The sequence below is a fragment of the Psychrobacillus psychrodurans genome (genome assembly GCF_050209195.1).
Lineage (GTDB): Bacteria > Bacillota > Bacilli > Bacillales_A > Planococcaceae > Psychrobacillus > Psychrobacillus psychrodurans.
The window spans coordinates 2,134,609-2,152,397 of record NZ_CP189791.1; the positions used below are offsets into that span (position 1 = coordinate 2,134,609).

24 protein-coding genes are annotated in these 17,789 nt (G+C 35.3%); 2 read left to right on the top strand and 22 right to left on the bottom strand.

Features of this window, described 5'->3' with window-relative positions; translation table 11 throughout:
• Nucleotides 1-176: 176 nt before the first annotated feature.
• The 5 genes from ACQCPR_RS10155 to fosM form a co-directional block, all read right to left on the bottom strand.
• Nucleotides 177-1,510, bottom strand: a protein-coding gene (locus ACQCPR_RS10155) for an IS3 family transposase (RefSeq protein WP_340928296.1) whose coding sequence is annotated in 2 segments (ribosomal slippage) — nt 177-1,123 and nt 1,123-1,510 — 1,335 coding nt in all. Because the reading frame shifts where the segments join, the coding sequence is not laid out codon by codon here.
• Nucleotides 1,511-1,736: 226 nt separating this feature from the next.
• Nucleotides 1,737-1,925: a hypothetical protein gene (locus tag ACQCPR_RS10160; protein WP_427136935.1), complete on the bottom strand. Its 189-nt coding sequence runs from the start codon at nt 1,923-1,925 to the stop codon at nt 1,737-1,739.
• Nucleotides 1,926-2,558: 633 nt separating this feature from the next.
• Nucleotides 2,559-3,017: a GNAT family N-acetyltransferase gene (locus ACQCPR_RS10165; RefSeq protein ID WP_427136936.1), complete on the bottom strand. Its 459-nt coding sequence runs from the start codon at nt 3,015-3,017 to the stop codon at nt 2,559-2,561.
• Nucleotides 3,018-3,184: 167 nt separating this feature from the next.
• Entirely contained in the window at nt 3,185-3,709 is a 525-nt protein-coding gene (locus ACQCPR_RS10170; protein WP_427136937.1) for a YfiT family bacillithiol transferase, read from the bottom strand.
• A 45-nt stretch (nt 3,710-3,754) separates the two neighbouring features.
• Nucleotides 3,755-4,183, bottom strand: coding sequence for a FosM family fosfomycin resistance protein (gene fosM, locus ACQCPR_RS10175; RefSeq protein WP_427136938.1), 429 nt, complete (start codon nt 4,181-4,183; stop codon nt 3,755-3,757).
• Between the two features lie 440 nt (nt 4,184-4,623).
• Between fosM and ACQCPR_RS10180 the strand changes: the two genes are divergently transcribed.
• Nucleotides 4,624-5,475, top strand: a complete 852-nt coding sequence (locus ACQCPR_RS10180) for a DUF421 domain-containing protein (RefSeq protein ID WP_427136939.1) — start codon at nt 4,624-4,626, stop codon at nt 5,473-5,475.
• A gap of 374 nt (nt 5,476-5,849) precedes the next feature.
• Here ACQCPR_RS10180 and ACQCPR_RS10185 read toward each other — a convergent pair whose 3' ends face one another.
• From ACQCPR_RS10185 to ACQCPR_RS10240, 12 genes are all read right to left on the bottom strand, one after another.
• On the bottom strand, nt 5,850-6,461 hold the full coding sequence (locus tag ACQCPR_RS10185; RefSeq protein WP_427138931.1) for an SAM-dependent methyltransferase: 612 nt from the start codon (nt 6,459-6,461) through the stop codon (nt 5,850-5,852).
• A gap of 79 nt (nt 6,462-6,540) precedes the next feature.
• Nucleotides 6,541-6,876, bottom strand: coding sequence for a thioredoxin family protein (locus ACQCPR_RS10190; protein WP_090570317.1), 336 nt, complete (start codon nt 6,874-6,876; stop codon nt 6,541-6,543).
• Between the two features lie 115 nt (nt 6,877-6,991).
• Complete coding sequence (ytxJ, locus tag ACQCPR_RS10195) at nt 6,992-7,318, bottom strand: bacillithiol system redox-active protein YtxJ (RefSeq protein ID WP_427136940.1); 327 nt, start codon at nt 7,316-7,318, stop codon at nt 6,992-6,994.
• A gap of 197 nt (nt 7,319-7,515) precedes the next feature.
• On the bottom strand, nt 7,516-8,298 hold the full coding sequence (locus tag ACQCPR_RS10200; protein ID WP_427136941.1) for a sulfite exporter TauE/SafE family protein: 783 nt from the start codon (nt 8,296-8,298) through the stop codon (nt 7,516-7,518).
• Between the two features lie 91 nt (nt 8,299-8,389).
• Nucleotides 8,390-9,517 (bottom strand): MBL fold metallo-hydrolase, encoded by a 1,128-nt coding sequence (locus tag ACQCPR_RS10205; protein WP_093496378.1) that lies wholly within the window; start codon nt 9,515-9,517, stop codon nt 8,390-8,392.
• Between the two features lie 117 nt (nt 9,518-9,634).
• Nucleotides 9,635-10,030, bottom strand: a complete 396-nt coding sequence (locus ACQCPR_RS10210; protein WP_427136942.1) for a DsrE/DsrF/DrsH-like family protein — start codon at nt 10,028-10,030, stop codon at nt 9,635-9,637.
• Nucleotides 10,031-10,198, bottom strand: coding sequence for a glutaredoxin family protein (locus ACQCPR_RS10215; protein WP_427136943.1), 168 nt, complete (start codon nt 10,196-10,198; stop codon nt 10,031-10,033). It abuts the gene before it with no gap.
• Nucleotides 10,199-10,286: 88 nt separating this feature from the next.
• Nucleotides 10,287-10,583 carry a rhodanese-like domain-containing protein gene (locus ACQCPR_RS10220; protein ID WP_427136944.1) on the bottom strand — a complete coding sequence of 99 codons (297 nt, stop codon included), beginning with the start codon at nt 10,581-10,583 and terminating at the stop codon, nt 10,287-10,289.
• Nucleotides 10,584-10,603: 20 nt separating this feature from the next.
• A complete protein-coding gene (locus ACQCPR_RS10225; protein WP_427136945.1) occupies nt 10,604-10,966 on the bottom strand; it encodes a rhodanese-like domain-containing protein in 363 nt (120 codons plus the stop codon).
• A 66-nt stretch (nt 10,967-11,032) separates the two neighbouring features.
• A complete protein-coding gene (locus ACQCPR_RS10230) occupies nt 11,033-11,260 on the bottom strand; it encodes a sulfurtransferase TusA family protein (protein WP_090570336.1) in 228 nt (75 codons plus the stop codon).
• Nucleotides 11,261-11,339: 79 nt separating this feature from the next.
• On the bottom strand, nt 11,340-11,600 hold the full coding sequence (locus tag ACQCPR_RS10235) for a metal-sensitive transcriptional regulator (RefSeq protein ID WP_090570339.1): 261 nt from the start codon (nt 11,598-11,600) through the stop codon (nt 11,340-11,342).
• A gap of 344 nt (nt 11,601-11,944) precedes the next feature.
• Nucleotides 11,945-12,406: an Lrp/AsnC family transcriptional regulator gene (locus tag ACQCPR_RS10240; protein ID WP_427136946.1), complete on the bottom strand. Its 462-nt coding sequence runs from the start codon at nt 12,404-12,406 to the stop codon at nt 11,945-11,947.
• 120 nt (nt 12,407-12,526) lie between these two features.
• Here ACQCPR_RS10240 and ACQCPR_RS10245 point away from each other — a divergent pair, with 120 nt between their 5' ends.
• The gene (locus ACQCPR_RS10245; RefSeq protein ID WP_090570345.1) at nt 12,527-13,072 is read left to right on the top strand and encodes a cysteine hydrolase family protein; all 546 of its coding nucleotides are present in this window, start codon (nt 12,527-12,529) and stop codon (nt 13,070-13,072) included.
• 187 nt (nt 13,073-13,259) lie between these two features.
• On the opposite strand, the gene ACQCPR_RS10250 is transcribed toward ACQCPR_RS10245, so the two are convergent.
• The 5 genes from ACQCPR_RS10250 to ACQCPR_RS10270 form a co-directional block, all read right to left on the bottom strand.
• Nucleotides 13,260-13,895 (bottom strand): nitrite reductase, encoded by a 636-nt coding sequence (locus tag ACQCPR_RS10250; protein WP_427136947.1) that lies wholly within the window; start codon nt 13,893-13,895, stop codon nt 13,260-13,262.
• An 83-nt stretch (nt 13,896-13,978) separates the two neighbouring features.
• A complete protein-coding gene (locus ACQCPR_RS10255) occupies nt 13,979-16,396 on the bottom strand; it encodes a heavy metal translocating P-type ATPase (RefSeq protein WP_427136948.1) in 2,418 nt (805 codons plus the stop codon).
• Between the two features lie 82 nt (nt 16,397-16,478).
• On the bottom strand, nt 16,479-16,685 hold the full coding sequence (copZ, locus tag ACQCPR_RS10260) for a copper chaperone CopZ (protein ID WP_090570350.1): 207 nt from the start codon (nt 16,683-16,685) through the stop codon (nt 16,479-16,481).
• 95 nt (nt 16,686-16,780) lie between these two features.
• The gene (locus tag ACQCPR_RS10265; RefSeq protein ID WP_090570353.1) at nt 16,781-17,113 is read right to left on the bottom strand and encodes a metal-sensitive transcriptional regulator; all 333 of its coding nucleotides are present in this window, start codon (nt 17,111-17,113) and stop codon (nt 16,781-16,783) included.
• 257 nt (nt 17,114-17,370) lie between these two features.
• A complete protein-coding gene (locus tag ACQCPR_RS10270; RefSeq protein ID WP_090570356.1) occupies nt 17,371-17,697 on the bottom strand; it encodes a four-helix bundle copper-binding protein in 327 nt (108 codons plus the stop codon).
• Between the last annotated feature and the right edge of the window lie 92 nt (nt 17,698-17,789).

Sequence of the window (17,789 nt, forward strand, 5' to 3'; positions counted from 1 at the left end):
TTAATTGTATTAATTAGATTCCGATTTCTTGTTCCTATTTCCCACTTACTTTATAGAAACGATTAGAATTAAATATTGTTTCAATTTTTTTATATCGTACAATACTCAACATTTTATAAAAATAAGAGCTAATTCTTTTTAAACTGTACCCTTTGTAAAGGACATTTTGAAAAAGGTTAGGCAACTTGTTGAAGCTGCTGTCTGTATTTTGCAGGCGGCAGCTTTTTTAAATTCCATTGGCCTCTATAATAATTGTAATATATCATATAACACTTCACTTCTTGTTTTACTTCTTCTAATGTTTCGCATTCTTTTATATTTGTTTCATCTTTAAAATGCCCAAAGAATGATTCTTGTGGAGCATTGTCCCAACAGTTTCCACGGCGTGACATTGACTGTCCAAGATTCATCTTTTTCACTAATTTTTGATAGGTCGGATTTGTGTAATGAAATCCCTGATCCGAATGAATAAAGGCATCATTTCGAATATGTGAATGACGACGTCTTAATTGGTGAAGTGTATCTAATGCGATGTCTAATGTAATTTTATCTGAGACTTCATACGCTAAAATTTCATTCGTCTCTGCGTCTTTAATCGTGGATAAATAAGCACGCTTTCCGCTTCTGTAGTTTAAATATGTGATATCCGTTAATAACACTTTTCCAGCCAACCCTTGTTTAAAGTTGCGCTGCAATTCGTTCGGGCATGTGCGATGTTCTTTTGTTGCTTTCGCCATGCGGCGATAGGGATTCGCTTTTCGAATTGGACAAACAATCTCAAATTTCTTCATAATGCGGCGAATACGTTTTAAGTTATATGTAATCTGGTACTGGTTTTGGAGTGTCATTTTAATTTGGCGTGCTCCTTTTTTGCGTCCTCGGAAATGATACGCCTTTAAAATGATGTTTTTCACCACCTCGTCCGAACCGCCTTTAATTGCACGTTTTTGAATGGATTTTTCATCAAAGTAATTGTAGAAACCTGATCGAGATACATCCATTACCTCGCAAAGATAACTTACCATACGCTTTAACTCATACTTTTTAATAATCTGGTTAATGAGTTCGAATTTTAATTCTGGCGCAATTTTTATTTCTTCTTCACCATCTGCCTTTCGAGTAAATCGAGCTTTTTTAGGAGTTCGTTCTCTGCCTCAAGTAATCGAGTCTTCGCTTCTAATCGTGCATACTTTTCCTCGAGACTTAGTTCTCGTTCAAGTGGGCGACCAGAACTATATTTCCGAGAATCTTCTAACCCAGTAATTCCTTGGTTTTGGTATGCTGTTTTCCATCGAGCTGCCGCTTTATGAATGCGTGTCATCCCCATCATTTCGATATCAAATCCTGCATCTTCAAAAATTTCACGCGGAAACTTCCCAAATTCATTTTCAGTAATAAATAATCGTTTAAATTCATCTGTGTACGTAATCGCTTTATTGCTTACAGCTTTTACATATGGATTCTTTTTTAGTTCTTTTTGTTGGTTAGGTGTTAAATAATTTTTAGTCATAATTTATCGCTCCGAATACTGTTTTTTTCATTATAAACAAAAAGACCCTATAAGATGACCTTTTTTAAAGTGTCTATCTTATAGGGTACAGTTTATTTTTGTAGTGTCTTTTTCTATAAACTTTCATGCAATATTAATAAGATCTATACGACAACTTTGGTCGAACAAAAAAAGAGCTGCATAAGCAACCCAACGATCTTTAATTTCATTTCAGTGTTCCGTGAATTTAAAACGGTCCATTTTGATGGTTATACCGATCAACTTCTCGTAGAGAATCTGCTTCAGCAATGTTTTGGTTTAAAGACTTTTCTTGTTCTTTTAAATTATATTTCCGCCCAGTCAAAACATTCACAAGATAACTGCCTATAATTAATGCTCCAATAGAAGTCCAAAAAATCCACATCACCCAATGCATGACTTTTCAGTCCATTTCATTTCAGCCATCGCTTCCATCTCCCTTTTTCGTTGAGAACTGCTATACATTATAATACGGTTTTTGATCAAATAAGTTTCAACAATCGAACTTTTCTTAATTAACTTTCTTTTTTGCTAATTAAAGTCTGTATCACCATAGAATTTCATAGGATCTTATTCAAATAACTTGCTACTATTGTTCAGATACTTTAGGGCAAAGTACATCTAAGAGGAACAATAGTTCTTTTATATCATCTAAAAAAACTAAATACCGGTTTTTAAATAAAACACTCCTATAATTAAAGCAACAATACCAGTTATATCGTAATAATTATTCTAGCTTTTATCTTAAAATAACATATTTTTGATATTTGAATAAGGATAAAAATCGATTAGCACATATACTTTTACTTTATATAACTTTTTAATCATCACAACTTCTTAGTTATAAGAAAGAAAAAAGTCTTTACTCCTTCTTGAAGTAAAGACTTTCTAGTGAATAGTAAGTAAATATTACTTTTTAAATAAGATAGCATATGAGTAAAATTAAAATTGATAAATTTTGAGTACTTTTATTATTTCATTATAACTTTGTAGATTGTTTAATAATTCCTCTCTAATCGGGGAGAATTCTCTAAAGTAAATTCAATGTCATAAACAGACTATTTGGGTCATCTGTATATTTATCAAAAGGCTCACAGTATGTAAAGCCGAAGCTTTCATATAGCTTGAGAGCTGGTTGGAATGCCTCCATAGAGCCTGTTTCAAGGCTTAATCTTGAATAGCCACGCATTTTAGCTTCATTAATGATATGCTTTAATATAGCTCTAGCAACGCCCTTTTTCAAATGTATCTCTGCTGTTCGCATGGACTTTACTTCTCCATGTTTGAACGTTAGTTCTTTTAAAGCACCACACCCCATAATTTCGTCATTTTCCCAGGCACTATAAAAAGTAATTTCATTTTGCTTGAGCCCTGCCACATTTAACGCATGTATACTTTCAGAAGGTGAGTTTTCAGCCATACCTGCTAAGTGTGTGCTAATTAGTTCAATAGTTCTTTTATCAGTCAAGTCATCTAGTTTAATTTTCAATATTATATACCATCCTCTGCTGTTATTTTTAAAAACAATATATTCAAGCGTAACTCTACCAATAAATTAAATAATCATTTTCGTATTGCAACCAAACTGCTGCTTGAGTTCTTAATAAAAGGTATTACTCCTTTTTGTAGTAAATCACCAGAATTTTATTATAAAATTCAATGCCACCCTTTACGATTACACAAAGTAGTAATTTGTGCTAGATGGTGTTTCCCATGCCAAGCATAGATTCCTATATTCTTACCTAATGTTACTTCACCTGAATCTGGATGAATAAATGTCCTATCCAAATCGGCAGAAGTTAAATTACGTAATAGGTTGGTCCAACGTTTATGCAACGTTTCTAGAAGTAAAAGTGAAGTATCGATTGGCATTTTATAATCAGCTAGTTCCGCCCATTTCGTTTCAATATATGGTTTAATTACGGGATTTTCTTCCGTAAGTGCCAATTTAAAACGAACGTAGGCATTCATATGGCTATCTGCAATGTGATGTATTACTTGACGAACAGTCCATCCTCCAGAACGATAGGCTGTATCAAGCTGTTCACTATCTAAGTCTTTTACAGTATCTCTTAATAGTCTGGGCAAGTCTTCAATATCATTTATCCATTCACTAGTAACGCTATTAGTAATTTCACCATCAAACTGAAAAATGCCTATAGGGTATTTCGTATCCATCAACAATTCCTCCTATATCGAACCCTTTAATTTTAACAAAATAGCACTTCAATCAAAAAAATCCATTTGTTTCTTATCCTGTTTATAGTAATCTAGCCTATCTTGTAAAGTACCTGTATGGAATTCAAACTTATGACCATCTGGATCAGTAAAATAAATAGACTTTTTGTCTTTTTCCACTCGTTGACGACCTGGTAGGATATTTACATTCAAATTCTCTAGTCTCTCAAACATATTATCGAATTCTGTTTCATTTATTGAAAATGCGATATGAGTGTAAGATTGGCTTATTTCATTACGAGGAATATCTTTCTCTTCATTTAGTGCTAGCCATATTCCATTTAAGTCAAAATAAGCAGTACTTCTACCTTTAACTAACAACTTTGCATCAAATACATTTTGATAGAACGCAATAGAATTGTCTAAATGTGAAACTGAAAATAAAAAATGATTGAGACCTTTTACAGACACGTTCATCACCTCATAATTTTTTCTTAATATTCACATTATCATACAAGTTAATATGACTGTCACTAGACAACTTTAAAATTGGAGATATTAAGTGAAAAAAAGTGAGATACCATTTCAAATAAAGCAAGCTACTAGTAATCAAACTATAAATATATTACCTGCTGCTTTTCTGCATTTTCTTTTTTTTATTTCGCATTTAAAAGCCTTTAATTAAAAATCCAAGACAATACTTCATTAAATGAAAAGTAAGATATGCTTTATCTTTTCACTCATTTCTAGTTTAAATTTTTACATAGATTTCAAATATCGAAGTGTTTATTACAACAAATAATTCTCTATATCACACTCTTCCTTTTAATTAAATAAGAGGTAACCTGAACTACAGCAAAAAGGATGAAAATTTTCACAGAATGGGTATAGGATTATATAGCTAAAGAGAACGGTTGATGGAAGATCCTAATGATTTTAAGGAACATCCTTCTACAGGATCTCAATTAATGAACATTAATATTACTGGAGTGTTTACGACACTATATTGTCAATTAGCACGAGAAAATATTAGAAGTAAGAAAAGCAGAGGAGTGGAATTGATGACATATGTGGATATTGGATTGAAGTTGTTTTTTGGGTTGATTGCTCTATTAATTGTGACGCGTCTATTGGGGAAAAAAGAAATGTCACAGCTCACCCCCTTTGATTTTATTTATTCTCTTGTACTTGGTGGGATATTAGAAGAAAGTATCTATGATGACAAAGTTTCAGTTCTTAAAGTATGGTTCGCTGTCGCGGTATGGGGAGTGTTGTTGTTTATCATTGAAAAACTGTCGAAGCGCTTTGACAAAATAAGGGTTCTTCTAAAAGGGGAAACTTCAATATTAATCAGAAATGGCGAATTCAACGTAAAAGAATTGGAAGCAAATCATTTAGAAATGGAGCAATTACGAATCATGCTACGACAGCAAGGGGTCTTCTCTCTTCGGGAAGTTTGCGATTTGTACTTGGAACCTGGAGGTACGGTCAGCTTGAAAAAGTTCGCTAAATTTGATATGGTCACTCCGACTATGCTCAATTTAAAGCCCGAAGATGAGTCCCTCAATTTTCTATTTGTAGATGAAGGGGAAATTAATGAAGAAATTCTAAGATACACGGGCAAGTCAAAGGAATGGCTCTATGAGGAACTGTATCAGGAAGGATATACTAATATTCACGATATACTGTATGCGGAATGGTCTGAGACAGAGGGGTTTTTCGTCAAAGTCTATAGGGATAACAATGACGATATACGAAAAGGAAATTAAAATGGTAGAAACAATCATCTTTGTATAGGAAACTATATCTATCTCGTTTTTCAGTCATTTTTGTTCACCTTCTTCCTCTTGTGAAAAAAATGCCAAGTGTTAATATTAGAATTGATCTAGAATATTTCAAAGGTAAACAACACTGTTCTATTTATGAACGGTGTTGTTTACAATATAACTAATTACTTCATAAGAACTATGTCTATTCCTGATATAAGTGACCTATTGCATCATTTCAAACTGCTGCACCATGAATTCGTAATTCATTGCACCCATCGTGTTAAATTGAATGCGACCATTAGTGTCAATCATATAGGCAGTTGGATAAGCCATAACCTTATATTCATTTGAGACAGCACGTTATCTTATTCACTTTAATGCTGTAACTTCCCCGGCTTTTGCCCAACAAATTGGATAACATGCGACACGCCATTATGAAGTTCTCCTTCTTGACGTACAACCTCTCCCATGAAAAAGTGAACAATACGCCATTCAGCAAAAATTTTCAAAAACTCATCAGGTTTATATAGAAAATCTAGATCTTGCGGTCCACCACTCTTATAAGGAAGCTGGTGATGTGAATACACCTCTGTCAGGAAGTAACCTCCAGGCTTTATAACCTCTTTCACACCTAGAAGAGTTTTTTGTCGTAGCTCTACAGGGAAGTGACCAAAGATGCAAACAATTTCATCCCATTTAGTTTCACTCCAGTTTGCTTCGTTTAAATCTACAAGCTCAGTCTTAACCACTACCCCACGTTCATCTGCGAGTTTATTTGTTTTTGCTAGCCCTGATTCCGCATAATCCCATGCCGTGACTTTCATTCCCTGCTCCGCTAAGTAAACCGCATTACGCCCTTCCCCTTCAGCTATGGCCAGAGCCTCGCCCGAAACTTTTATTTTCTTCTGAAATTCCTTCAAGAAAGCATTCGGTTCCTTACCATAAACATAATCCTCTGTTTGAAAACGTATATTCCAATGATTCATCATTTTATCATCCTTTCATATGCTTTTGAATCTATAATTGCTAAGAGAAATATTTTCTATAAAACTGAATGAACCAAAATCAATCTGATTTCTCAACAATCATGTTATAAACTTTACTTATCTTTTCATGCAAAGATTGCATTTGAACAAACCGTGCTTCCCTTATAATTTCTTTACCTTCTACAAATAAAATTAGTGCAGGTACAGTAAGAACTGAAAGACGTCCAGCTATTTCTTCGACATCATCTGCATTTATATGCCCTAAATGTATTAGTGGAAATTCTTTCAGTAAATCCTTAAGCTGAGGCAGTATAGCGTGACATACTCCACAATTAGTTCTTGATACATATAAGAAACTAAACTGATGATCCTCCATAAACTTTTCAACTGCAGTGACCGTTGTTAATGTAACCATATCTTCTCCTTTCTTCTCAAAGGATTAATTTTGTGAATCTCATTCACTAGTAATATTTTGTTCAACCCCCATAAAAGAGCTGACCTAATTCTTGAACAGTCATAGGCGCTAGTAATCAAACATACGTATTAATTGCCTCGTTTAATAGAGACTTCTTTATTTTGTAGTGAGTAGCCTGCCAAATTCCTTTTCCATCTTTCAAGATTAGAAGTTGAGGGGATTCATGCTTCACCTTGAGATCTTTTTCTATTGAATTTGAAACAGTTCTGTCCTCCTGTACAATGACTATGTATTTAGGAAGTTCTGTTTCAAGCGCTTGTACTTCTTTCATAGCTGATAAGCTACTTTGGCATGTCTTGCTGAATTTAAATAGAAGAAAAGGCTGTTCTTTGGACTTTTCCAATAACTCTCGCCAAGCTTCTATTGATTTAATCCGTTTCATATGTGGTTTTACCTCCAACATTCCAACTAGCGGCGAATGGATTACGTGCAAAGTGCCGCATAAGCAATTAGTTTAGACCCAGTGCTCATTTAATCACCATTGCTGAATTTCTTTTTTTATATCATCAGGTGCCATATTAGTTAAAGCAATTATACCCTTCCAATTAATGTATTTCCCATAAATATTGCTTATTAAATTTAAAAAACTAATATATCTAACCAAATTTTAACTGCAGTTATAAATATTAATATTGCTAAAATCATTTGTAACACTTTTGTATTTATCTTTTTTCCAACCATAGCTCCAAGAGGTGCGGCAAGTAAGCTAGCAACCACCATGATAAGTGATGGTAAGAGTTCCACTTGCCCAGTCGATATTTTTCCGGCGATGGCACCTATTGATGAAATAAGTGTTATTGCTAAGGACGAAGCAATTGTCATTCTTGTAGGTATTTTTAAAACGGTTAGCATGATTGGTACTAATAAAAATGCCCCACCTGCACCAACAATTCCTGCCCCAACTCCAACGATTAATGCGAGCAGAGCAGCAAGCCATTTGTTAAACCTGATTTGACCAATGGGTTTGTCATCAAGTCGTTTTTTAGGTATTAACATCATGATGACCGCAGTTATTGCCAAAATTCCATATACGAAATTGATTCCACTTTCAGGCATTTTAGTAGAACCTAATCCCCCAAAGAAACTACCAATTAGAATACTAGCACCCATGTAAACAATTAATTTCTTATTTAAAAATTCTCCTTTTCGATATGCATAGACTCCACCAATCGTAGCAAAAAATACTTGGATGGCAGTTATTCCTGATACTTCATGGGCTGTAAACTGGGCAATACCAAGTGCAGAAGGGATATACAACAGCATCGGAAAATTAATAATGGATCCACCTATTCCTAACATTCCAGAAATAAACGAGCCTATCAATCCAATGAAGAAGATGGTAACAATAAAACCTATATCCATTTTCCTCCTCCTTTTAAAAGGAACCTGTTTCGGCTCCCTCTTTGATCCCTTGAAATTCTTTTGAAACAACCTCATCAGCATCTGATTACTTTTATCGAACCGAACAACGATTTGGTCCAATTTCCATATCACGTTGTTTTTCTTCATCAGGGTTCAATATCCCCATATTCGTTTCTCGAATCTCTTGATATGCATTTGGCTGGGGCGGTAAATTTTCAGTCACAAGTTTTCTAAATTCATTTTCATCTTCTATATTTAGCCCATGATTTGTTTCGTAGAGCGTACTTAACTTTTCAGATACACTTCCATCTGCATTTAATTCATCGATGATCATAAAGTGTGCTGGTAAAACGATTAGCTCCCCAGATAATCCTCTATATCTTGCGTAGAGACTTTCTCTTAAATCTGAGACCCAGTCATCTGCTAAACCAGCAAGGTCTGGTCTACCAATTGAATCGATAAATAAAATATCCCCAGATAGTAAGAACTTTTCATCCACAACAAAGGATGTTGACCCAATTGTGTGACCTGGAGAATATAAGGCATGAATAGTGATAGCGGTATTGCCAATTACCACTTCATTTCCATCTTCCAATGGTTCATATTCAAATGTTATATTTACGGCATCTTTCGGTGGGAGCCAGTAGGTTGCGCTTGTTTTCTCAGCAAGTTTTCTTCCACCAGAAATATGATCGGCATGTAGATGTGTATCAAATACATGGGTAACTTTTACACCAATACGTTCTGCAAATTCAAGATAGATATCCGTAGTTCTTGCCGAATCGATAATGGCTGCCTCACCGTTTGAGACGATCATATAAGACAAGCACCCCTTACCAATACGTACAAACTGATAAATCTCTCCACCATTCTTTAAACTCCCCACTTTAACAGGTGATAAATGTTCACTCCATGCTTTCATTCCACCGTCTAGGGATGAAACAGAAAGTCCCGCCTCAGTTAGCATCTCTGCAACCATTATAGATGAGCGCCCTTTTGCACAAACGACAAGTACATCTTTATCAGCAGGAATCTCATCCAGGATTCCTTCCACACCATCCATTAAATCGAAGTATGGAACATTTAGATAAACAAAGTTTTCACCTTCGATTTTCCAGTCTGCGAAATCAGTTGTATTTCGAATATCTAAAATAAATAGTTCTTCTTTGTTAATTACTTTTTTAGTTACTTCTATTGAATTCATAGCTTTTATATCCATACCTTTACCTCCTAGGGTATATATTTTTACAAAAAAATAAAATATTCAAGTTATAACTGCGTCATTATTTCAAAAAACTTTACCTCTTTAGAAATAGAAGACTTCTACTGAATGAAGTTAAAATGTCAATGTTACATCCGCGTCTATAGCAAATTCTAAAAATGTGACAGCACCGCCTACTTCAATTCCATCTATAAGATCCTCTTCATCTAATCCCATAACATCTATTGTCATTTGACAGCCAATGAATCTAACACCCATTTCTTTTGCCATAGCAAGCAAATCTGGGATGGCTGGAACATTAGCTTTCGTAAATCCATCAGCAAAATGCTCTTTTCCTTCGGGCATCGGAAGTTGCTGATTAGCCTCTTTGTGGATTAAGTTTAGGCCTTCGAATGTGAAGAAAATAGCTACTTCTTGATCTGTTGCTGCAGCTGCAGTTGCGATATTAAACACTTTGTATGCATCAAATAATCCACCATTGCTTGCGATAATTGCTACTTTTTTATTCATTTATTTTTCCCCCCGATTTCTTAATGCGATCATGATATTATTTGGATCAAAGCCTATAATCCATTGACCATTCACTTCATTGAAAGAGATGTTTTGCTCTGATAAAAAGTTCTTTAACATGACACAATACGGGCATTGAGTTGTTGTGTAAACTGTTACTGAATTCATTTTCAAATCTCTCCTCACTCATTATTTATAAATCCTTTTCATACCTCTACTTTAATACGGGTATGGGTATTAAAACTATTAAAAAATTTTACTCTATCTTGCCCTCCCAAGAAAGCATTCCACCTTGCATATTGATCACTTTATGACCTTGGTCTTCAAGGAATTGTGTTGCATGGCCACTTCTTCCTCCTGAACGGCAAACTATGATATATTCTTTTGATTTATTTAATTCATGCATACGAAATTCGACTAATCCTAATGGAATGTTTATTGCTCCAGGAATTTTCCCTTCTGCTACTTCATCTACCTCACGCACATCGATGATATTCAATAGCTTTACTTCATTAATTAAAGCCTCTACTTCTTTTGCAGTCATTTCTTTCATTGTAAGTCCCCCTTATTCTACTATCTCCAGTTGCTCATGCCGCCTTTTACATTTGTCACTTTTGTAAAGCCTATTTCTTGGAGCATCTTACTGGCTTTTTGGCTCCTCATTCCACTTTGGCAAATGATAATCACTTCTTTTTCCTTTGAAAGCTCCTTCTCCGCTTTCTGAGAGAGTTGATGGAGAGGAATATTTTTAAAGCCTTTAATGTGATTTCCTTTAAATTCTCCAAGTGTTCGTACATCAACAAATTGTTTATTTTTGTTATTTAACTCCTCTTTTAAATCAGTTGTTGAAATATGCCTAACACCTTTTGTTGGTACAACGCGTTGTAAGATGAAAAGCAATATAAGACCAATAACGATGTAAGTTACGTATTCCAAATCTTTACCACCTTTATAGATATGCTTTTTACCCCCTAGGGTATAAAATTGTATAAAAAAATAGAATTAGCCCTTTTTAATCCAAAACTTTAATACATCATTTTCTTCCTCATGTTTCAGAAGCTCGTGCCCACCAGATTTAGCCCAGGCTGGAAAGTCGTTTTTAGCTCCCTTATCTGTTGTGTGAACCTCTAGTATTTGGCCCCCTTCAAGTTCATTTATGGTCATTCTACTTTTTACTATTGGCATTGGGCATGCTAATCCTTTTGCATCTAATACTTTATCAGCATTCATTTTTATTCCTCCTTTTCTTTTCACAATTACCCCTATGGGTATAATAACGAAAGAAAAAAAAGATGTCAACCCTTGAGTTTCATCTGCTTTTTACAAGCAAGTTGACAGCTTCTTTAATCATTTCATCTGTTTTTTCTCCATTTACTCCGGCTTCTTGGACACATTCAACTAAGTTTGAACTCACTATCACACCAATTGTTCTGTCTACTGCTGAGCGAACAGCTGACAACTGCGTAATGACTTCTTTACAATCTTTGTTTTCTTCCATCATTTTCAAGATTCCCCGAAGTTGACCTTCCATACGCTTCACTCTGTTTTTCATTTGATCATTGTATTCCATAGATACTCTCCTCCAGGTTAAACAATAACATACTGACAAGCATTATATTATACCCTAATAGGTATGTTGTCAATACAGACAGCTTGCCTGGTCTATTAATGCACACTACTTATTATGACAATCTATAATTATGATTTGCATGTCTATTTAAACCCTCGAGATGGTGTAGGAGGACGAAGGACAGACGCTATAAAATTATCGAATTAAGAAGGTGTGATGGTGACGTAATTTAACATTACACCTTCTAAAAATCAATCGGTAAGGATACAGCGACAAATTTATCCAAAGTCTACCGAAGCGTTAAAAAAGGACTTTAAATTAAAGGACCTAATCTAACCACACACCTAGAACTCTAATCTATTATTGTCATGTAGCAGTAACGGATTCTGTAGTTTAATCTCCTGGATAGATAAATGTACAGTATAGTTACCGTACTCAAGAATTTTATCCAAAAAAAGATTCAATTGTTCTTGAGAACTCACTTTTATTTTTATATGATAACAGGCTTCTCCCGATACGCGGTGAACCTCTACCACTTCTTTTCGATCATTCATTAATCTTATAAATGAATCATGATTGACTGTTTTCATATAAATAATGACAAACGCAGTATAAGTAAGTCCTAATTTCATTTCATCAACTATTAATGAGTAAGCTTTAATAACCCCATTCTCCTCCAGTTTTTTTATACGATTACCTACTGCTTGTCCCGTCATATGAATTTGTTCACCTAAGTCTTTCCATTGAACACGAGAGTTTTCGGATAATAACCGAAGAATTTGAAAATCAATATTATCAAGTTCCATTATAAATTCCTTTCACCATGAAATTTTTAGAGGTAAAAGTGTTTCGTCAACCTATCGATATAAACTATTAAACGTTCTATGATTATAGTGTAACAAAATAACTTGAATGAGGTGGAGAAAATGAGCACAGCTCTAATTATTGTAGATATTCAAAACGACTATTTTCCAAAAGGAAATATGGAATTAAGTAACCCTGAAAAAGCGGCCGCTAATGCTGCGAAAGTACTTGACTGGTTTAGAAAGAATAACAAAGAGAACATCTTTCATATTCAACATATCGCAGCTGACCCAGCACTAGGCTTCTTCATTTCTGATACCGTAGGGGCTGAAATACATGAAACTGTTCAACCATTGGAAAATGAAAGCATTATTATCAAACATTTCCCTAACAGCTTTTTAAAGACTGAATTAGAAATCAAACTAAAAGAAAAAGGAATAACTAAGGTAGTGGTTGTGGGTATGATGACACATATGTGTATTGATGCCACAGTCAGAGCTGCAGTGGATCTTGGCTATGAAACTACACTTATTGAAGATGCATGTGCAACAAGAGACTTGTCTTATGAAGGTAAGGTCGTTCCAGCTGATCAAGTTCATTATGCGTTTGTCGGTGCGCTTAACGGTATGTATTGTGATGTTACATCGACCGAAGATTTCCTAAAATAAGAAGTTAGTATACGAGATAAATGTAAAAGGCTGTACAGATGTAATTAATTTTTCTGGACAGTCTTTTTTTACGAATGATTCCGTTATAGTAATCGAAAGGTGTGATTTCATACAAAATAGTACAACTAGCTTTTTATTTATATTTTATTGTGATGTAGGGCTGATACTTGGGTTTCAATACAAAACCCTATATAGCTAGTTCATCTTTCAGGTTTTCAAATCCAAAACGGTTAATGAATTTTATAAAGGTTTCCCTTTTCTTGCCTTGTTCAGCATAAATATGAATAGTTTTTTCGACAACTTTATACAGCTGTTCAGGCATTAGTTGCTCCATCAATAAAGTACCTATTTGAGCATCCTTTCCTTTTGATTTTCCGCCAATGTATAAGTCATATCCGTTTTTTACTTTCATAATGCCTATATCATTTACAAGCGGTTCACCACATCCTATAGGACATCCAGTGTAAGCTGGGCGCAGTGTGAAAGGAACTGGTTTACCTGCTATTCGCTTGTTTAGTTCAATGGCTACAGGCATTCCTTCTTCTTCTAAACCTTTACAAAAGTTGCAGGTTCTTAAGCTTTTCACAAAGTTTCCAACTGGATAACATGACAATCCTACTTCCTTAAATTTCTCTTCTACTAATTCCAACTTACTCTCAGGTACCTCGATGTAAAGTAGTTGAAATGTGGTCAACTCCAGTTCATCACTATCGCTCATATAATCTATAATGACAGCCAATTGTTTAGCATTTAGTTTTGCACCAAATGAAATGCCACCATTTACAGCCAGTTTAATCTTTTTATTGAGTGGGGTTATCTCCATTTTCACCATTACCTTTCAATGAAACTATTCATATGTAATCTATAGAGCAAACAATGTAGTTTACTCTATAGTCACCAGTAATTTTACTTATCTAATTTCACTCTTTGTAAACGTAAAGCGTTCAGTACAACTGACACGGAACTAAATGCCATCGCTGCACCTGCTACCCAAGGTGCAAGTAATCCTATTGCCGCAATTGGAATACCAAGTGTATTATAGCCAAATGCCCAGAATAAGTTTTGTTTAATATTGCGCATTGTTTTACGACTCATTATAATCGCATCAGCAATGCTGTTTAAATCTCCGCGAATTAATGTCACATCAGCAGCTTCCATCGCTACGTCAGTTCCAGTACCAATGGCCATCCCAATATTGGCTGTTGCTAGTGCTGGTGCATCATTAATACCGTCACCAACCATTGCAACCTTTTTGCCCTGTTGTTGTAGCTTTTTCACTTCTTCTGCTTTACCTTCGGGAAGCACTTCTGCAATAACTGCATCAACGCCTACCTCTTTTCCAATTGCTTGGGCTGTACGTTCATTATCACCTGTCATCATGATCACTTTGATGCCCATTTGTTGTAATCGGTCTACAGCTTCCCGAGAGGTATCTTTTATTGTATCTGCTACTGCAACTATTCCTGCATATTGTCCATTAATGGCAGCTAACATTGCTGTTTTGCCATCACTCTCTAACTTTTCCATCGTTGGAAGAACTGATTGTATTTCTATTCCATATTGCTGCATAAGTTTGCGTGTACCTATAACAACGGCCTGACCTGAAACGGTTGCCTGGACACCGTAACCGGGGATTGCTTCGAAAAATTGAACTTTACCCAGTTCAATGCTTTTGTCTTGAATACCTTCAACGATTGCTTGTGCTAATGGGTGTTCTGATTGTTTCTCGGCCGCACCGATTAAGGACAGGAGTTTTTCTTCCTCTTGACCAGATGCTAGCACAACATCTGTTAAAACAGGTTTACCATGTGTAACAGTTCCAGTTTTATCAACTACAACCGTGTCAATACTTTGTGTCTGCTCTAAGTGCTCTCCACCTTTGAATAAAATGCCTAACTCAGCTGCACGACCAGAACCCGCCATAATTGAAGTTGGTGTAGCCAGACCAAGTGCACACGGACAAGCAATAACCAGTACCGCTATCAACACTTCAAGTGCGGCTGTAAATTCACCTGGTTGCACCCAGATAATCCATACTAGGAAGGTAAGGATAGCAATCCCTATTACTATTGGTACAAAAATACCCGAAATTTGATCTGCCATTCGTTGGATCGGAGCTTTTGACCCTTGTGCATCTTCTACTACTTTAATAATTTGAGCTAATGTAGTGTCACGACCAACTTTTGTTGCTTTCATTTTGATGAAACCATTTTTGTTAATGGTTGATCCATATAATACATCGCCTGTATTTTTATCCACAGGTAAACTTTCACCTGTTAACATGGATTCATCCACTGCTGTAATTCCTTCTAAAACCTCCCCATCAACTGGGATTTTTTCACCTGGTTTCACTAAAATTGTGTCACCTATCACTACTTCTTCTAAGGGTACTTCTTTTTCAACTCCATCACGAACGACTATGGCTGTTTTAGCTTGAAGCCCCATTAATTTTTTTATAGCTTCAGACGAACGTCCTTTAGCTTTTGCCTCAAATAATTTACCTAAAATAATAAGTGTAATCAGTACCGCACTTGTTTCAAAATATAGGTGTGGACCGTGATGTGTTCCAGCTGTAACAACTGCTTGATATACACTATAAAAATAGGCTGCGGAAGTACCCATGACAACAAGTACATCCATGTTTGCACTACCATTACGAAGTGCTTTATAAGCACCCACATAAAACTGTTTCCCGATAATAAATTGGACTGGTGTTGCCAAAATCAGTTGTATCCATGGATTCATTAAAAAATCCGGTACATATAGGAATGATGTAAATGTAAAGTGCCCTACCATCGTCCATAGTAAAGGTAACGATAAAATGGCCGAAATAATGAATTTACGTTTCTGATCTTTTATTGCCTTTTCTCTGTGGTCCACTTGTTCTGTATCCTCTTGCTTTTGATGTGCACCATAACCGAGCTTCTCTACCTTGGCAATAATGTCCGCAACTGTTACTTCTGATGGATTAAATTCGATTGTTGCTTTTTCAAGCGCTAGATTGACGTTCGCAATTGCAACACCTTCTATTTTATTTAACCCTTTTTCAATGCGAGTAGAACATGCGGCACAAGTCATTCCTGTAATATCAAATTCCGCTTTTTGTTTAACAACACCGTAACCAAGTGCTTCGATTTTTTTTTCAAAATCGGCTGCACTCAGTTTGGACGGATCATATTTAATCGATGACTTTTCAAGTGCCAAGTTCACACTTGCTTGTTCGACACCATCCATTTTATTTAACCCTTTTTCTATACGAATTGCACACGCTGCGCATGTCATTCCTGTAATTTGCAAGTTAGCTTCTTTAACTTCTGTATTCATGTTACTTTCCACCTCTTTCATACCATCTAGGGGTATCTAATTTTGAAAATAAGAGAGTGCTATGGAAGCACTCCATCAATTTTTATTCTACCTCATAACCTTGATCTTCAATCGTTTCTTTAATTTTATCGAGTGATACTTGCACTTCATTGAATGCTAGATTTACTTGCGCGTCCGTTAAGTTTACTTTTACTAGTTCTACTCCAGTTAATTGACCAACGCTTTTTTCGATTGCGTTCACGCAATGTCCACAAGACATTCCTTGTACATTTAATGTTAAATTTTGCATATTTTTTCTCTCCTTAATTGAAGTATATATAACCCACATACACCACTGGGGTATATTTTAATTAAAAATTTTTGCATTATGCTAGTTATATCTTTTTATTTTTTCATGAGCTTTTGAATCGTCACAAGTAGTTCGTCTAATACCTCTTCATCACCTTCTGAAAGGCGATCAACTACACAGCCTTTTAGATGACCTTCCAAAAGAATTTTGGCTACACTATTTAAAGCAGATTGTGTCGCAGACAGTTGTGTAATTACATCGTCACAGTAAACGTCTTTATCTATCATGCCTTTGATCCCTCGTATTTGCCCTTCTATACGATTTAATCGAGTTGTTAAATCCTTTTTTACACGTTCTGGATGATGGCTTTTCCGGCAGGATGTGACAAACTCTTTATCGTAAATAGTATCTTTCAATACGTTTTCCATCAGCTCAACCTCCTAACTTGGTTTCATATTACCATACCATGGTGTGGTATGTAAAGTAGAAAATTTCAGAGCTATTATTTAATGTCTATATATTAAAGAGACTCATTCTGACGAGTTTCTACATTTATGTCACAGCAAGATGGAACATCACTTTCATTTTTTCTTTTAGAGAAATTTAAGGCTACCACAAAAAGTATATTGCTTACTTTTTGCAGTAGCCTTTTAATAATCAAAATTAAATTCCTAGTAATTTTAACTTACATACTCATTTCACGACATGCTTTTGCACATTTTCGGCAAGATTCAGCACATCTTTGACAATGTTCATGGTCGTGCTTAGCACATTCATCCGCGCAACGTTCACAAATTTCCGCACAAAGTTGACAAATCTCTTTCATAAAAGGGCTATTAGAAGTCATTGCTTGTATAGCAAATGCACAAGCATCCGCACAAGCTCGATCTAATCTAATGCACTCTACCATCATTTTTACATGATCTTCCCTTAAACAAGCATCATAACATTTGTTACAAGCCTCTAGACATTCGTTGCAAGCTTTAAGACACTCTTCATATTTCTGATTCATGTAAACACCTCCTACCTACAATTTGTCCTCTGTACTATTGTACCCTGGAGGTCTAAATTCAAACTAAGAGTAAAAACCAATATAAAATCATT

Excerpts from the sequence above, each read along its gene's own strand:
- ACQCPR_RS10200 (WP_427136941.1), bottom strand. The coding sequence starts at position 8,298 with ATGGATATAGGTTTTATTGTTACCATCTTCTTCATTGGATTGATAGGC.
- ACQCPR_RS10220 (WP_427136944.1), bottom strand. The coding sequence starts at position 10,583 with ATGAAAGAAATGACTGCAAAAGAAGTAGAGGCTTTAATTAATGAAGTA.
- ACQCPR_RS10180 (WP_427136939.1), top strand. The coding sequence starts at position 4,624 with ATGGAAGATCCTAATGATTTTAAGGAACATCCTTCTACAGGATCTCAA.
- ACQCPR_RS10240 (WP_427136946.1), bottom strand. The coding sequence starts at position 12,406 with ATGGAACTTGATAATATTGATTTTCAAATTCTTCGGTTATTATCCGAA.
- ACQCPR_RS10255 (WP_427136948.1), bottom strand. The coding sequence starts at position 16,396 with ATGAATACAGAAGTTAAAGAAGCTAACTTGCAAATTACAGGAATGACA.
- ACQCPR_RS10160 (WP_427136935.1), bottom strand. The coding sequence starts at position 1,925 with ATGCATTGGGTGATGTGGATTTTTTGGACTTCTATTGGAGCATTAATT.
- ACQCPR_RS10215 (WP_427136943.1), bottom strand. The coding sequence starts at position 10,198 with ATGAATTCAGTAACAGTTTACACAACAACTCAATGCCCGTATTGTGTC.
- ACQCPR_RS10265 (WP_090570353.1), bottom strand. The coding sequence starts at position 17,113 with ATGGAAAACGTATTGAAAGATACTATTTACGATAAAGAGTTTGTCACA.
- ACQCPR_RS10230 (WP_090570336.1), bottom strand. The coding sequence starts at position 11,260 with ATGAATGCTGATAAAGTATTAGATGCAAAAGGATTAGCATGCCCAATG.
- ACQCPR_RS10210 (WP_427136942.1), bottom strand. The coding sequence starts at position 10,030 with ATGAATAAAAAAGTAGCAATTATCGCAAGCAATGGTGGATTATTTGAT.
- ACQCPR_RS10235 (WP_090570339.1), bottom strand. The coding sequence starts at position 11,600 with ATGGAATACAATGATCAAATGAAAAACAGAGTGAAGCGTATGGAAGGT.
- copZ (WP_090570350.1), bottom strand. The coding sequence starts at position 16,685 with ATGCAAAATTTAACATTAAATGTACAAGGAATGTCTTGTGGACATTGC.
- ytxJ (WP_427136940.1), bottom strand. The coding sequence starts at position 7,318 with ATGAAACGGATTAAATCAATAGAAGCTTGGCGAGAGTTATTGGAAAAG.
- ACQCPR_RS10205 (WP_093496378.1), bottom strand. The coding sequence starts at position 9,517 with ATGGATATAAAAGCTATGAATTCAATAGAAGTAACTAAAAAAGTAATT.
- fosM (WP_427136938.1), bottom strand. The coding sequence starts at position 4,183 with ATGAACGTGTCTGTAAAAGGTCTCAATCATTTTTTATTTTCAGTTTCA.
- ACQCPR_RS10190 (WP_090570317.1), bottom strand. The coding sequence starts at position 6,876 with ATGGTTACATTAACAACGGTCACTGCAGTTGAAAAGTTTATGGAGGAT.
- ACQCPR_RS10270 (WP_090570356.1), bottom strand. The coding sequence starts at position 17,697 with ATGAATCAGAAATATGAAGAGTGTCTTAAAGCTTGCAACGAATGTCTA.
- ACQCPR_RS10250 (WP_427136947.1), bottom strand. The coding sequence starts at position 13,895 with ATGGAGATAACCCCACTCAATAAAAAGATTAAACTGGCTGTAAATGGT.
- ACQCPR_RS10185 (WP_427138931.1), bottom strand. The coding sequence starts at position 6,461 with ATGAATCATTGGAATATACGTTTTCAAACAGAGGATTATGTTTATGGT.
- ACQCPR_RS10245 (WP_090570345.1), top strand. The coding sequence starts at position 12,527 with ATGAGCACAGCTCTAATTATTGTAGATATTCAAAACGACTATTTTCCA.